At 69.1% G+C, this 14,470-nt stretch carries 14 protein-coding genes and 1 pseudogene; 10 read left to right on the forward strand and 5 right to left on the reverse strand.

The window, feature by feature from the left end:
• Window positions 1-2: 2 nt before the first annotated feature.
• Both A5747_RS09175 and A5747_RS09180 read right to left on the reverse strand, forming a co-directional pair.
• Window positions 3-293, reverse strand: coding sequence for a WXG100 family type VII secretion target (locus A5747_RS09175; RefSeq protein WP_076123505.1), 291 nt, complete (start codon window positions 291-293; stop codon window positions 3-5).
• Entirely contained in the window at window positions 286-597 is a 312-nt protein-coding gene (locus tag A5747_RS09180) for a WXG100 family type VII secretion target (protein WP_076123506.1), read from the reverse strand. The genes A5747_RS09175 and A5747_RS09180 overlap by 8 nt, the downstream gene beginning before the upstream one ends.
• 68 nt (window positions 598-665) lie before the next feature.
• Between A5747_RS09180 and A5747_RS09185 the strand changes: the two are divergent.
• From A5747_RS09185 to A5747_RS09215, 7 genes and pseudogenes are all read left to right on the forward strand, one after another.
• Window positions 666-1,050 (forward strand): annotated as a pseudogene (locus tag A5747_RS09185) (glutaredoxin family protein).
• Window positions 1,051-1,057: 7 nt separating this feature from the next.
• Window positions 1,058-2,437: a glutamyl-tRNA reductase gene (locus A5747_RS09190; RefSeq protein ID WP_076123508.1), complete on the forward strand. Its 1,380-nt coding sequence runs from the start codon at window positions 1,058-1,060 to the stop codon at window positions 2,435-2,437.
• A gap of 13 nt (window positions 2,438-2,450) precedes the next feature.
• Window positions 2,451-3,395 carry a hydroxymethylbilane synthase gene (hemC, locus tag A5747_RS09195; protein WP_076123533.1) on the forward strand — a complete coding sequence of 315 codons (945 nt, stop codon included), beginning with the start codon at window positions 2,451-2,453 and terminating at the stop codon, window positions 3,393-3,395.
• Between the two features lie 12 nt (window positions 3,396-3,407).
• The gene (locus A5747_RS09200) at window positions 3,408-5,072 is read left to right on the forward strand and encodes a uroporphyrinogen-III synthase (protein WP_076123509.1); all 1,665 of its coding nucleotides are present in this window, start codon (window positions 3,408-3,410) and stop codon (window positions 5,070-5,072) included.
• A gap of 3 nt (window positions 5,073-5,075) precedes the next feature.
• Complete coding sequence (gene hemB / locus A5747_RS09205; RefSeq protein WP_076123510.1) at window positions 5,076-6,056, forward strand: porphobilinogen synthase; 981 nt, start codon at window positions 5,076-5,078, stop codon at window positions 6,054-6,056.
• A 64-nt stretch (window positions 6,057-6,120) separates the two neighbouring features.
• A complete protein-coding gene (locus tag A5747_RS09210; protein ID WP_076123511.1) occupies window positions 6,121-6,639 on the forward strand; it encodes a DUF3093 domain-containing protein in 519 nt (172 codons plus the stop codon).
• Window positions 6,636-6,893, forward strand: a complete 258-nt coding sequence (locus A5747_RS09215; RefSeq protein ID WP_076123512.1) for a hypothetical protein — start codon at window positions 6,636-6,638, stop codon at window positions 6,891-6,893. The genes A5747_RS09210 and A5747_RS09215 overlap by 4 nt, the downstream gene beginning before the upstream one ends.
• Here A5747_RS09215 and A5747_RS09220 read toward each other — a convergent pair.
• On the reverse strand, window positions 6,877-7,284 hold the full coding sequence (locus A5747_RS09220) for an STAS domain-containing protein (RefSeq protein WP_076123534.1): 408 nt from the start codon (window positions 7,282-7,284) through the stop codon (window positions 6,877-6,879). The two genes, A5747_RS09215 and A5747_RS09220, sit on opposite strands and share 17 nt — an antisense overlap.
• Window positions 7,285-7,657: 373 nt before the next feature.
• Here A5747_RS09220 and A5747_RS09225 point away from each other — a divergent pair, with 373 nt between their 5' ends.
• Window positions 7,658-8,896, forward strand: coding sequence for an acyltransferase (locus tag A5747_RS09225; RefSeq protein WP_076123513.1), 1,239 nt, complete (start codon window positions 7,658-7,660; stop codon window positions 8,894-8,896).
• A gap of 199 nt (window positions 8,897-9,095) precedes the next feature.
• Window positions 9,096-9,791, forward strand: a complete 696-nt coding sequence (locus A5747_RS09230; protein WP_076123535.1) for a GDSL lipase — start codon at window positions 9,096-9,098, stop codon at window positions 9,789-9,791.
• 246 nt (window positions 9,792-10,037) lie between these two features.
• On the opposite strand, the gene A5747_RS09235 is transcribed toward A5747_RS09230, so the two are convergent.
• A complete protein-coding gene (locus A5747_RS09235) occupies window positions 10,038-12,164 on the reverse strand; it encodes an acyltransferase family protein (protein ID WP_076123514.1) in 2,127 nt (708 codons plus the stop codon).
• A 45-nt stretch (window positions 12,165-12,209) separates the two neighbouring features.
• Window positions 12,210-13,085 carry an esterase family protein gene (locus A5747_RS09240; protein WP_083667279.1) on the reverse strand — a complete coding sequence of 292 codons (876 nt, stop codon included), beginning with the start codon at window positions 13,083-13,085 and terminating at the stop codon, window positions 12,210-12,212.
• A 237-nt stretch (window positions 13,086-13,322) separates the two neighbouring features.
• Between A5747_RS09240 and A5747_RS09245 the strand changes: the two genes are divergently transcribed.
• The gene (locus tag A5747_RS09245; protein WP_076123516.1) at window positions 13,323-14,468 is read left to right on the forward strand and encodes an LLM class flavin-dependent oxidoreductase; all 1,146 of its coding nucleotides are present in this window, start codon (window positions 13,323-13,325) and stop codon (window positions 14,466-14,468) included.
• The last annotated feature ends 2 nt before the right edge of the window (window positions 14,469-14,470 follow it).

Raw genomic sequence — 14,470 nt, forward strand, 5'->3', positions numbered from 1 at the left:
GCTCACGACCACATGCTCAAATTCTTGGCCATGGCGCCGGTGTAGTTGCCGTGCGCGGTATGCGCGGCCGCTCGCAGTTGAGCCAGCGCCTCGCGCATCACCGCCTCGCCATGCGCCCAGTGCCGGTGCGCCTCGGCGTGAGCCGTCGCGCCTTCACCCGTCCAGGTCGCGTGCAAATTGCCTACCAGAGAATCGATTTCGGACAGCATGCTTTCGGCGTAGCGCTGAAACTCAGACATCCGCTCGACCGCGTCGGCCAGCGCGTCGGGATCCACCTGAAACGCGTCAGCCATTGCGCACCGCCCGCAACGCCTGCGCCGAGCCGACCTCGTTCTGCTGATAACCCGCGCCGGCCTGGGCAACCGCCTTTGCCAGCATCGACAAGCCCAGCTCCACCTCGGTGGCGCCGCGGTGCCACATCTGCCAAGCCGAGCCGTAGGCGTCGCCGGACGCGCCGCGCCAGCCCCCGAGCATCTCGCCGACCTGACCGTCGAGTTCGGCCAGCCGGCTCCGCAGATCCTCGGCGGCGCCGCTCAGGCTTTGCGCGAATCCCCGCATCACCTGGGGATCTACACGCAGATTGTCGTCAGCGGCCACAGCCGAAACCTAATCATCTGCGGGCGCCTCCACAATTCACCGCCGGGGCCGGTGCCACACTGGTGTCCATGTCCGAGCCCGCACCTCGGCCGCAGGTGGAACTGCTGACCCGCCACGGGTGCAGCATCTGCGCGCGGGTACACGCCAGGCTCGCGGAACTGGCTGGTGAGCTGGGCTTCGACCTTTCGACGACCGACGTCGACGCCGCGGCGTCGGCCGGGAGGCCCGAGCTGCGCGCCGAGTTCGGCGATCGTTTGCCGGTGATCTTGCTGGACGGCAGCGAACACAGCTACTGGGAGATCGATGAGCCCAGACTTCGTGCCGATCTAGCCCGGTGAGGATGCGGGCCGCCCGGCCTTAGGCGCCGGGCGATTATTTGGTAGCCCACCTGATAAACGTTTACCGTGGACACCAGTTCAGTTACTGGAGGAAGCAAGGGAGCTGGCCAGGTGATGCTGCCGTGAGCATCCTGCTTTTCGGAGTTTCGCACCGCAGTGCGCCGGTTTCCGTCCTGGAACAACTCAGCATCGACGATGCCGACCAGATCAAGATCGTCGATCGGGTGTTGCAGTCCCCCCTGGTGACCGAGGCCATGGTGCTGTCGACATGCAACCGGGTCGAGGTCTACGCGGTGGTGGACGCTTTCCACGGCGGGTTGGCGGTCATCGGGCAGGTGCTGTCCGAATACTCCGGCATGTCGATGGGCGACCTGACCAAGTACGCCTACGTGCGCTACAGCGAGGCCGCCGTAGAGCACCTGTTCGCCGTTGCCAGCGGCCTGGATTCCGCCGTCGTCGGCGAGCAACAGGTGCTCGGCCAGGTCCGCCGCGCCTACGCCACCGCCGAGACCAACCGCACCGTCGGGCGGGTGCTGCACGAGCTGGCGCAGCGGGCCCTGTCGGTCGGCAAGCGGGTGCATTCCGAAACCGCCATCGACGCGGCCGGCGCCTCGGTGGTCTCGGTCGCGCTGGGCATGGCCGAACGCAACCTGGGCGGACTGACCGGCAAGACCGCCGTCGTGATCGGCGCGGGGGCGATGGGCGCCCTGTCGTCGGCCCACCTGGCCCGCGCCGGCATCGGGCACATCCTGGTGGTGAACAGGTCGTTGTCGCGGGCGCAGCGGTTGGTGCGCAAGATCCGCGAATCCGGCGCCAAGGCCGAGGCGCTACCCCTCGACCGGCTGCCCGGCGCCCTGGCGGAGGCCGACGTCGTCGTCAGCTGTACCGGGGCGGTCAGCCCGGTGGTTTCGCTGGCCGACGTGCACCACGCGCTTGCCGCCGCCCGCCGCTCGATTGTCGATGAGACAACCCACCCGCTGGTGATCTGCGACCTCGGTATGCCGCGTGACGTCGATCCCGCGGTAGCCGGACTGCCCGGCGTCTGGGTCGTCGACGTCGAGCGCGTCCAGCACGAACCTTCCGCCCACGCGGCGGCGGCCGACGTCGACGCGGCCCGGCACATCGTGGCGGCCGAAGTCGCCGCCTACCTGGCGGGGCAGCGGATGGCGGAGGTCACCCCGACGGTGACGGCGCTGCGCCAGCGAGCCGCCGACGTCGTCGAGGCCGAGCTGCTGCGGCTGGAAAACCGGCTGCCCGGCCTGGAAAGCGCCCAGCGCGAAGAAGTCGCCCGCACGGTGCGCCGGGTGGTCGACAAGCTGCTGCATGCGCCGACTGTGCGCATCAAACAACTCGCCAGCGCCCCCGGCGGTGACAGCTACGCCGAGGCGCTGCGAGAGCTGTTCGAACTCGACCAGACCGCTGTCGACGCCGTCGCAGCGGGCGAATTGCCAGTGGTGTCAACCGGATTCGATGCCGGCACCCCGCAGCAGCCTGCCGAGTAGCCGATTGGCACACGTGATCCGGATCGGCACGCGGGGCAGTCTGCTGGCCACCACTCAGGCCGCCGGCATCAGGGACGCCCTGATCGCCAAGGGCCACCCCGCGGAGTTGGTGACGATCAGCACCGCGGGCGACCGGTCCTCGGCGCCCATCGAAAGTCTCGGCGTCGGCGCCTTCACCACCGCGCTGCGTGAGGCCATCGACGACGGGCGCGTCGACGCTGCCGTGCACTCGCACAAGGATTTGCCGACGGCCGAGGATCCCAGGTTCGTGGTGGCCGCGATACCCCCACGGAACGACCCCCGCGACGCGGTGGTGGCACGCGACGGACTGGTGCTCGCCGAGTTGCCGACCGGTTCGCTGGTGGGCACGTCCTCCCCGCGGCGGGCCGCACAGCTTAGAGCATTGGGTCTCGGTTTGGAAATCCGCCCCCTACGAGGCAACCTAGATACCAGGTTGAACAGGGTAAGTAGTGGTGATCTTGACGCCGTCGTCGTGGCCCGGGCCGGTCTGGCCCGGTTGGGCCGCCTCGGCGATGTCACCGAGACGCTAGAGCCGGTGCAAATGTTGCCAGCACCGGCTCAGGGCGCGCTCGCCGTGGAGTGCCGCGCCGATGACGAGTTAGCGGCGGTGCTGGCGGAATTGGACGATGCCGACACACGCGCGGCGGTCACCGCGGAGCGAGCCCTGCTGGCCGAACTGGAAGCCGGGTGCTCGGCGCCGGTGGGAGCGATCGCGGAAGTGGTCGAGTCCATCGACGACGAAAACCGCGTCTTCGAAGAGCTGTCGCTGCGTGGCTGTGTGGCGGCGCTGGACGGATCCGACGTGATCCGCGCGTCCGGCATCGGCACCTCCGGTCGGGCACGGGAGCTGGGGCTCTCGGTGGCCGCGGAGCTGTTCGAGCTGGGCGCCCGAGAGCTGATGAGGGGAGCGCGGCAAGACCCCGCGCGAGGAATTTGAGTGGGAGCGACAATGACGACGCGAGGGCGTAAGCCGAGGCCGGGCCGCATCACGTTCGTGGGCTCCGGTCCAGGCGACCCCGGACTGCTGACCACGCGGGCCGCCACGGTACTGGCGAACGCGGCACTGGTGTTCACCGATCCCGACGTGCCCGAGGCGGTGCTGGCGCTGATTGGCCAGGACCTGCCGCCGGTGTCCGGCCCGGCGCCCGCCGATCCGGCACCCGGCAAGGCCGACGAGGCCGCCGGCGCGGACCCGGGGCAGGGCGCGCCAACGGTGCTGCCGGGTGGTCCCGACGTCCGCCCGGCGCTGGGCGAGCCCGCCGAAGTCGCCAAGATGCTTACCGCCGAGGCCCGTTCGGGCGTCGACGTGGTGCGGCTGGTGGCGGGCGACCCGCTGACCGTCGACGCGGTCATCACGGAGGTGAACGCCGTCGCGCGCAGCCACCTGCACCTCGAGATCGTGCCGGGCCTGGCCGCCACCAGCGCGGTCCCGACGTACGCCGGACTGCCGCTCGGCTCGGCGCACACCGTGGCCGACGTCCGTGGCGACGTCGACTGGGAGGCGCTGGCCGCGGCTCCCGGGCCACTGATCCTGCAGGCCACCGCCTCACATCTGGCCGATGCGGCGCGCACCCTGATCGAGCACGAGCTCGCCGAGACCACGCCGTGCGTGGTCACCGCCCAGGGCACGACCTGCCAGCAGCGCTCGGTGGAAACGACGCTGCACGGGTTGACCGACTCGGCCGTGCTGGGCGCCACCGACCCCGCGGGTCCGCTGACCGGACCGCTGGTGGTGACCATCGGCAAGACGGTGAGCAGCCGGGCCAAGCTGAACTGGTGGGAGAGCCGCGCACTGTACGGCTGGACCGTCCTGGTGCCGCGCACCAAGGACCAGGCGGGCGAGATGAGCGAGCGGCTGACCTCGTACGGCGCGCTGCCGATCGAGGTGCCGACGATCGCCGTGGAGCCGCCCCGCAGCCCCGCGCAGATGGAGCGCGCCGTCAAGGGTCTGGTCGACGGCCGCTTCCAGTGGGTCGTTTTCACCTCCACCAACGCGGTGCGCGCGGTGTGGGAGAAGTTCGGTGAGTTCGGTCTGGACGCCCGAGCGTTCTCCGGGGTCAAGATCGCCTGCGTCGGCGAGTCGACGGCCGACCGTGTCCGGGCCTTCGGGATCAGCCCCGAACTGGTGCCGGCCGGGGAGCAATCGTCGCTCGGCCTGTTGGACGACTTCCCGCCCTACGACAGCGTTTTCGACCCGGTGAACCGTGTCCTGCTGCCGCGTGCCGACATCGCCACCGAGACGCTGGCCGAGGGACTGCGGGAGCGCGGCTGGGAGATCGAGGACGTCACCGCCTACCGGACGGTGCGCGCCGCGCCGCCGCCGGCGGCCACCCGCGAGATGATCAAGACCGGCGGCTTCGACGCGGTGTGCTTCACGTCCAGCTCCACCGTGCGAAACCTGGTCGGCATCGCGGGTAAGCCGCACGCGCGCACCATCATCGCCTGCATCGGCCCCAAAACCGCCGAGACCGCCGCCGAATTCGGCTTGCGGGTGGATGTCCAGCCCGACACCGCCGCGATCGGCCCATTGGTCGACGCGCTGGCCGAACACGCCGCGCGGTTGCGTGCCGAGGGCGCGCTGCCACCGCCGCGCAAGAAGAGCCGCAGGCGCTAGCCAATGGCCTTCCCGCGGCAGCGCCCGCGCCGGCTCCGCTCCACCCCCGCGTTGCGACGCTTGGTGGCGCAAACATCCTTGGAGCCAAGGCATTTGGTGCTGCCGATGTTCGTCGCCGACGGTATCGACGAACCGCACGGCATCGCGTCCATGCCGAAAGTTGTTCAGCATAGCCGGGATTCGCTGCGCAGGGCCGCACAAGATGCCGTCGCGGCCGGGGTGGGCGGACTGATGCTGTTCGGGGTTCCCCGCGAACAGGACAAGGACGCGGCCGGCTCGGCCGGCACCGACCCCGACGGCATCCTCAACGTCGCGCTGCGCGACCTCGCCAAAGATCTCGGTGACGCCACCGTGTTGATGGCCGACACCTGCCTGGACGAGTTCACCGACCACGGGCACTGCGGTGTCCTCGACGAGCGCGGCCGGGTCGACAACGACGCCACCCTGGCCCGCTACGTCGAACTGGCTGTGGCACAAGCGGAATCGGGTGCCCACGTCGTGGGTCCGAGCGGAATGATGGACGGACAGGTAGGCGCCATCCGCGACGGCCTGGACGCCGCGGGCCACACTGACGTGGTGATCCTGGCCTACGCCGCGAAGTTCGCCTCGGCGTTCTACGGGCCGTTCCGCGAGGCGGTGAGTTCCAGCCTGTCCGGGGACCGGCGCACCTACCAGCAGGAGCCGGGCAACCTGCGCGAGGCGCTGCGCGAGATCGAGCTGGACCTCGACGAGGGCGCCGACATCGTGATGGTCAAGCCCGCGATGGGCTATCTCGACGTGCTGGCCGCCGCGGCCGACGTCTCGCCGGTGCCGGTGGCCGCGTATCAAGTGTCGGGGGAGTACGCGATGATTTGCGCTGCGGCCGCCAACAACTGGATCGACGAGCGCGCCGCGGCCCTGGAGTCACTGACCAGCATCCGGCGCGCGGGAGCGGATATCGTGCTGACGTACTGGGCCGCGGACGCCGCCGGTTGGCTTTCGTAAGTGGGAACGGGATGGGTTTGCTTTGACATCACAGACACCAGCGAGGGGTAGCGACCCGAAGCCGTTGTTCTACGAACCCGGTGCCAGCTGGTGGTGGGTGGCGTGGGGCCCGGCGGCGGCGGGCGCCATGCTCCTGATCGAACTCTGGAGCGGTGCCCCGGTGTCCTTTGTCGTCCCGGCGATCTTCTTGGTGCTGGTGTCGGCATTCGTCGCGTTGCAGGTGAAGGCGGCGCGCATCCATGTCTCGGTCGAACTGACCGAAGACGCCCTGCGCCAGGGCACCGAAACCATCCTGGTCCGCGAAATCGTCAAGGTGTATCCCGAACCCGAGCATCACGAAGCGTCCGGCAAGGAGCTGGCGAAGTGGCAGTCGTCGCGAGCGCTCGGCGAGTTGGTCGGCGTGCCGCGGCGCCGGGTGGGCATCGGCCTCAAGCTCACCGGGGGGCGCACCGCACAGGCGTGGGCGCGGCGTCATCGTCACCTCCGGGCCGCCCTCACCCCGCTGGTCCAGGAGCGCGTCGAGCCTGCCCGATCGGACATCAGCGACATCGATCGCGACGACGAACCCGGCTCAGCGCTGTGATCGCCCGCTACCGGGCCCCGCTTGAACTGGTCCTGGCCGTGGCCGCGCTCGCGGGCGCGGCGGTGAGCTGGTCGCACGCGCGCCACACCGTGGCCGTCGCGCCCATCGCGGAGGGGCAGCCGTTCACCACGTCGTTGGTTTACGACCCTCAGGCGCTGCTGCTGACCCTGGTCCTGCTGACCACCGCCGGCGTGCTGGCGGTGATAGGACTGGCCAGGCTGCGGCGTGAGCGGGGCGCTAGGCCGTCTTCTTGATCAGCGGCAGCACTAGCTGACGCCGGTTGACGATCGCATCGGCCAAATTGTGCAGCGCCTCGTGCAGCGAGCGCGTCACATCCCAGCCGTCGCCCAGCAGGTCGATTACCGCCGGGCTCGCGACCAACGTCCACTCCGTCCCGGCCGCGTCGCAATCCTCGTCGAGCATCTGCAAGAGCGTGATGCCGGCCGGAGCAAAATGCGTCACGTCACTGAGATCTAGCACCACGGGATTTTGCCCGACGACGAAACGTCGGATGTACTTGCTCGCCCGATCGGCATTGACGGCGTCGATTTCCCCCCGGATGGTCACCACCGTCGCCAGGGAGCGGCAGTGGGCCCGAATCTGGGCGCCACCGCAGTCAAAGGTGCAGCTTCCCTGTGGAGTCATGAGCGGCCCCATTCCCCGTGGCGTTGCGAAGGACGCAGCGCGACTATCCCTGTTCCCCAACCAAACCAGCAGAATCTAAGGAGACCGAAAGCCGCGTCTAACTCTTTGCTAAATAACGGGCCCGGCGGGCGGTTTCGGAGAACCTGGCAACGCCGAAAACGGCGATTTCCGGCAATTGGCACCCGGCGCGGCCCCAATTCGATACCGTTCCGCCGCCAGCCACACCACGTCCTGTCCCGCCATCGCGGCGATCCCGCTGCTACGCTGCCATAGCTGCCGGTTGCCAGTCGGGGGGCTAATAAAAGGGCGAAATCGCCCGGTCAGCCGCAGTAGCAGGCGAACGAAACAGCAGACTCGCAACGGAAAGAGCATCGTGCGCGGCGCAGAGATCAGGGGCGAGATCAGGGCCCTGACGGGACTCCGCATCGTCGCAGCGGTATGGGTGGTGCTGTTTCACTTTCGCCCGATGCTCAGCGACGCCTCGCAAGATTTCCGCGACGCTCTCGCCCCGGTGCTCAACTGCGGCGCGCAGGGCGTCGACCTCTTCTTCATCCTCAGCGGCTTCGTCCTGACCTGGAATTACCTCGACCGCATGGGCCGCTCGTTTTCGCCGCGCGCCACCCTGCACTTCCTGTGGCTGCGGCTGGCCAGGGTTTGGCCGGTGTATCTGGTCACCCTGCACCTGGCCGCGCTGTGGGTGATCTTCACCTTGCACGTCGGGCACGTCCCGTCGCCGGACGCGGCTCAGCTCACCGCGATCAGCTACGTGCGCCAGGTTCTGCTGGTGCAGCTGTGGTTCGTGCCGTTCTTCGACGACTCCAGCTGGGACGGTCCGGCCTGGTCGATCAGCGCGGAATGGCTGGCCTACCTGCTGTTCGGTGTCCTCGTGCTGGTGATCTTGCGGATGAAGCAGGCGACGAGGGCGCGCAGCCTGATGCTGCTGGCGTTCGCGGCGTCGTTGCCGCCGGTGGTGATGTTGCTGACCAGCGGCCACTTCTACACGCCGTGGAGCTGGTTGCCGCGCATCGTGACTCAGTTCACCGCCGGCGCGCTGGCGTGCGCCGCCGTGCGCCGGTTGCGGCTGACCGACCGTGGTCGGCGCATCGCTGGGTATGTCTCCCTGCTTCTCCTGGCCGCCATGGTGGGCGTCCTGTACTGGTTTTCCGCACACCCGATCAGCGGGATCGTGGAGAACGACAGCGGCGGGGTGGTCGACGTGCTGTTCGTGCCGCTGGTGATCACGCTGGCGATCGGCCTGGGCAGCCTGCCGAAGCTGCTGTCGACGCGGGTGATGGTGTACGGCGGGCAGATCTCGTTCTGCCTGTACATGGTGCATGAGCTGGTGCACACGTCGTGGGGGTGGACGGTCGAGCAATTCGCTCTCGTGCCGCAGGACAATCCGTGGAAATGGAACGTCATCGGCCTGTTCGCGATAGCCGTGGGCATTTCGGCCCTGATGTATCACTTCGTCGAAGAACCCGCCCGCCGATGGATGCGCAAGATGGTCGACGTCCGGGCCGTGGACACCAAACCCGAGCCCGCCGAGCAACCAACCGCCAAACTCCACCAGATCGACGGTGGGCTGGAAGCGGTGCCGGCCCGCGCCGTGTGACAATTGCCACGATGCGCCAATGGTGCTGTGCCCCATACGCTCTCGAATACGGCCACGGTAGCGGCCAGCCGGGATTCTAGGGGCCTCAGCTCGAATCGCGACCGCTAACCAGCGGGTTGACGCCGCTTCGCGTCGGTTTCCTCGTACGATTCCGTTGCTGGATGCGGCGCACGAGGACGCCGTTCAAGGGGAGGTAGTGGTGAGTCGTCTGACGACGTTCGTCATTAGTCTGGCTCTGCTGGCCGGCGTGGGCTTCGCGGACGTGGCGTGCCCGCCACGCGTACGCGCCTACGGCGTGCTGAGCGTTGATTCACGACTCAACCGCGTCGCGGTGATCGGCGACTCCTATACCACCGGCACCGACGAGGGCGGCCTGGGCCCGAATTCATGGACCGCTCACGCGTGGCAGGCGCTTGGCGCGCGCGGACTGCGGATCGCCCCCGACGTCGCGGCCGAGGGCAAAGCCGGCTACGCCGTCCCCGGCGACCATGGCAGTGTCTTCGAGGACCTGACCGCCAGGGCGGTCAAGCCCGACGACACGCTGGTCGTGTTCTTCGGCTCGCGCAACGACCAGGACGTCGATCCCGGCCTGCTGACCGAGCGGGCCCGCAACGCCTTCGTCCTGGCGCGCCGCTTTGCGCCGCACGCGCGGTTACTGGTGATCGGGCCGCCGTGGCCGACCGCCGACGTGCCGGGCTCCGTGCTGATGATCCGCGACGTGCTCAACGGCGTGGCACGCGCGGCGGGTGCGGCGTTCGTCGATCCGCTCGGTGACCGCTGGTTCGTCGACCGGCCCGACCTGATCGGGCCCGACGGCGTGCACCCCAACGACGCGGGGCACCAGTACCTGGCGGACAAGATCGCACCGCTCATTCGCATGCAGTTGTCGAGGTGATTGACGGGCTGGCGGCCGAAACCGCCTGCCGCACAAGGTGTTCGGGATACGGCGGCGCGGACTTCAGTCCTCTGCGTGCCGGTCGTAGTCCCATTGCTCCAGACGCGATTGCAGGTGCGTCAGGCCGATTCCCACGACCGGTGTGGCAACGGCTATGCAAACCAGCAGCAGCGGAGTCATCTCCCCAAACCTCCAAAACCCTTCACTGATACGACGTTCGACTGCGATGAGAAGTTCATTGGCGGCTCATCCATTGGCCACCGCCCGGTCGGCCAGCGCGCCCATCAAAGGTGTCAACAGCTGCGCGTATTCGGTCGTCACGTGGTTGTCGTCGCGGAACACCAACGTGTTGCCGACGATCATCGGGCAGCGGGCCGGGGTGCAGAACAGGTCGCTCAGGTCGGCGTAATGGCCACCGGCGCCGGTCGTCGCCTTTTGCTCGGCGGCGATGCCGTCGCCGTTGACCGCGACCAAACGCGGTGGCGCGCACGCGCTGGCGTCGTCGAGATGCGCGGACAGGCAGGCGGGCGCCGAGGAACGCGGGTCCGCGACCGGCCCCAGGACCAGGACGGTCGAGCCGGCGTTGCGCAACTGGTTGACGGTGCGGCCCAACGTGTCGACCCACCCCGCGTCATACGACGTGAAACCGAAGTCCGCGCCATAGCGCCGGCTCATGCTCAGCACCACCAGGCGCGGGCGTTCGGCCTGCAACCGTGCCATGATCTCGCCGCGCCACTGCTCGCACTCGGTGTACTCGCGGCCCAGATATGGGCTGACGATGCGCAGATCCTGCAGCGGGCAGGTCACCTTGGCGAGCGTCTCGAGCCGCCAGTGCCGTTGCTCGGCGACCTGTTGGAACGCCGGGTACCACATGGCGGCGTGCGAATCCCCGACCAGCGCCACCGTCGTCGGCGCGGCCGCGTCGCCGCCCGCGCACTCGGCTTGCCCGACGTCACGCCAGGATCGCGTGCAGCCGTTGACGAACACCGCCGCCTTGTCGGCCGGGGCGTCGGCAAGCGACGGGTCCAGGTTGGACGGGACGGCGCGCAGGTCCGCGGACGCGGCGACCGCGTCGCGCGCCTGCGCGAAGGCCTGGCGCACCGCGGCTTCCTGCGGGCTGACGTCGGGCGCCGGCGCCGGGGGCAGCGCGACGATGTTCGCTTTCGGGGCGGCCGTGCCGTGACCCACCGGCACCGGGATGACGTTCAGTAGCAGCAGGCACGCGCACGCCGTGACGGCGCTGGCGCCGCCCGCCACCAGCAGGCTCTTCCTCGCCGATCGGCGCAGGGCGGCCGCGAACCGGCCGGGATTTTCGACCAGGTGCAGGGTGATCACGGCGAGCCCGGCCGAGACGACGGTCGCGCTCAGCCTGGCCGGCAGTCCCGCGGGCATGCCCAGCAGCGGCGGCATCAGCAGCAGCACCGGCCAGTGCCACAGGTACCACGAGTACGAAATCCGGCCGATCGCCCGCATCGCGGGCCGGCACAGCACACGGCCGGCCCCCAGGCTGCCGGTGACGCAGCCGCCGCCGATCACCAGCGCGGTGCCCAGGACGGGCAGCAGCGCCGCGGTGCCCGGGTACGGGGTATGTGGGCCCAGTTGGGTGCAGGTCAGCACGATCAGGGCCAGGCCGCCGCATCCGACGATCGTCGCGGGCAGCAGCGGCAGCCGGCGCCATTGCCCGACCGTCAACGCCACCAGCCCGCCGACGGCCAGCTCCCAGGCTCGGGTGGGCAGCGAGAAGAACGCCCACGCGGGTGACGTGCGGGTCCACAGCACGGCCGCCGCCAGCGACGCCGCGGCCACCACCGCGAGCACCAGCCCGTAGGGCGTGGCTTCGGAGGCGCGGCGGCGCAACAGTGGTGCCCGCCGGACGAGCCACGCGGTGCCGATGAGCAGCATCGGCCACACCAGGTAGAACTGCTCCTCGACGCCCAGTGACCAGTAGTGCTCGAACGGCGAGGGCGGCAGGTTCGAGGCCAGGTAGTCGGTGCCCTGCCGGGCGAACCGGTAGTTGCCGACGTAGAGGGCGCTCGCGACGCCGTCGACGAAGACGCTTCGCGCCTGCAATGGCGGCAATACGATGGCCGCGCCGATGGCGGTGGCGATGCCGGCGGTGGCCGCGGCGGGCAGCAGCCGCCGCGCGCGTGCACCGTAGAAGCGGCCGAGCCGGATGGTGTTTTCGGTCGTTACCTCGCGCCACAGGATCCCGGTGATGAGGAATCCGGAGATGACGAAGAAAACGTCCACGCCGATGTAGCCGCCGGTGACACCGGGTATGTCGGCGTGGTACAGCACGACGGCTAGCACCGCGACGGCGCGCAGACCCTCGATGTCCGGGCGAAATCCGGTCCGCTTCACCGCCCGCTCCACTTGGCGGGGTGGGGGTGAGTTCCGCGGGGTCGTCATCGGTCTCGGCTAGGTCGCCATCCAGGCTAGTTCGCCAGGCAATTGCGCGCGCCAGTAGTCCATGTCGTGCCCCCCGTCCGAAAAGCCGCCCGCGGGAGGCTTTTTCAGCTGGTTGACGAATTGACGAGTGGCGAAGTAGAAGCGGTCGCCGGTGCCGCAGTCGACGCGCAGCGGGATCTGCGACAGCGCCGGCAGCCCCACCACGTTGTTTTGCACCCAGTCGTCGTAACTGTCGAACGCCCCGGGAGCGCTTCCGGTGTACGAGGTGTACAGCGCGGGGCTGATCGCGCAGATCCCGGCGGTCCGCGACGGCCCCAGCTTGGCGCCCAGGTGCAGCGCGCCGTAGCCGCCCATCGACCAGCCCATGAAGCCCACCCGGGAGGTGTCGAAACCCATCGAGGACAGCATCGGCAGCAGCTCGTCGAGCACCATCGCGCCGGCGTCGGTGCCGTCGGCCCTGCGGTGCCAATAGCTGTTGCTGCCGCCGTCGACACCCACCACGGCGAACGGCGGCTTGCCCTCCTTGACCAATTGCGCGAGCGCTTTCTCGGCCCCGCAGTCCAGCACCATGTTCGCGTTGCCGTCCTTGCCGTGCAGGGCGATCACCGGGCGCAGGGATCCGGTCTGGGAGTTCTGGCCGGGCGGCAGGGCGATCACCCAATTCGTCTTGACGCCGCCGCGGGCCGCAGAGATGAACGAGCCGGTGAGCTTGTTTGACAGGGTGCTGCCCGCCGCCGACGGCTCGAACGGCGCGGGAGCTTGCGGCAACATCGCGGCTTGCGGCTCGAGCGGATCCAGCAGGGCGCTCAAAGCCCACACTCCGGCGGCTCCCGCGCTGGCTCCGACGCCCATTCGCAAGATGGCGCGACGGGTCAGGTGAGGCATGGTCGCAATGATGCCGCGCTGAGCGGGTATTACCGGCCGAGCCACGCCGTATTGGAAGCATTGTGTGATCTCGTGTGATCACTCGGACACGAAGCGGTTACCTTCCCTGCTGACTTTGTGCCGACTTGCGCCACCGCCACTTGCGATCTCCGCGGTTTCAACCCTCGCATGGCCCGCCGAGGTTTTACACGATGAAGCTTTCGTGCATGGGCCGACGGCTGACCGAAAGAGGATTGAATGAGCCTGGCATTTCACTGGTTTCTGCCGACCTACGGCGATTCCCGAAATCTGGTCGCGGGCGGGCACGGCACCGCGATGCACGGCGACAGGCCTGCGACGCTGCGTTACCTGCACCAGATTTGCGCGGCCGCCGAGGACAACGGCTTCGAGGCGGTGCTTACGCCCACCGGATTGTGGTGTGAGGACGCGTGGTTGACGACGGCGACGTTGATCGAGGGCACCGACGCGCTGAAGTTCCTGGTGGCGTTCCGTCCCGGGCTGCTCAGCCCGACCCTGGCCGCGCAGATGGCCGGGACCTTCCAGCGGCACTCGGATGGACGGCTGCTGCTCAACGTCGTCACCGGTGGCGAACCGCACGAGCAGCGCGCGTACGGGGATTTCCTGGACAAGCAGTCGCGGTATGCCCGCACCGCCGAGTTCCTGCATGTGGTGCGCCAGCTGTGGACCTCGACCGAGCCGGTGAGCTTCGCCGGCGACCACATCCGCGTCGAGGGCGCGCAGCTGAACAACCCACCCAACCCGATACCCGCGGTGTTCTTCGGCGGATCGTCGGGATCCGCCGGGCCGGTGGCGGCCAAGTACTCCGACGTCTATCTCACCTGGGGTGAGCCGCCCGCGGCGGTCGCGCAGAAGCTGGACTGGATTCGGGGGCTGGCCGTCGATGCCGGCCGGGTTCTGCGGTACGGCTTGCGAATTCACGTGATCAGCCGTCCCACCTCCGAGCAAGCGTGGGCTGAGGCCGACCGGCTGTTGGCGGCCGTCGACCCGGCGGACGTCGAACGGGTGCAGGCCAGCCTGGCGCGCAGCGAATCCGAGGGTCAGCGCCGGATGCTGGACTTGCACGGCGGCAGCACCAACCGGCTGTTAGTCGGGCCCAACCTGTGGGCCGGGGTGGGGCTGGTCCGCGGCGGAGCGGGCACCGCCCTGGTCGGGTCGCACGCCGAGGTCGCCGAACGGCTGGCCGAGTACGCGCAGCTGGGCATCAGCCACTTCATCCTGTCGGGCTATCCGCACCTGGAAGAGGCCTACTGGTTCGGCGAGGGCGTGCTGCCGCTGCTGGAGCGGATGGGCATGTGGAAGCATCCCAGCCGACAGTCACGGCCGGCCGCGACGACGCCGTTCGCGATCGCATCGGCGCACTAGCG

Source organism: Mycobacterium sp. IS-836 (assembly GCF_001954275.1).
In the GTDB taxonomy this organism is placed as follows: Bacteria; Actinomycetota; Actinomycetes; order Mycobacteriales; family Mycobacteriaceae; genus Mycobacterium.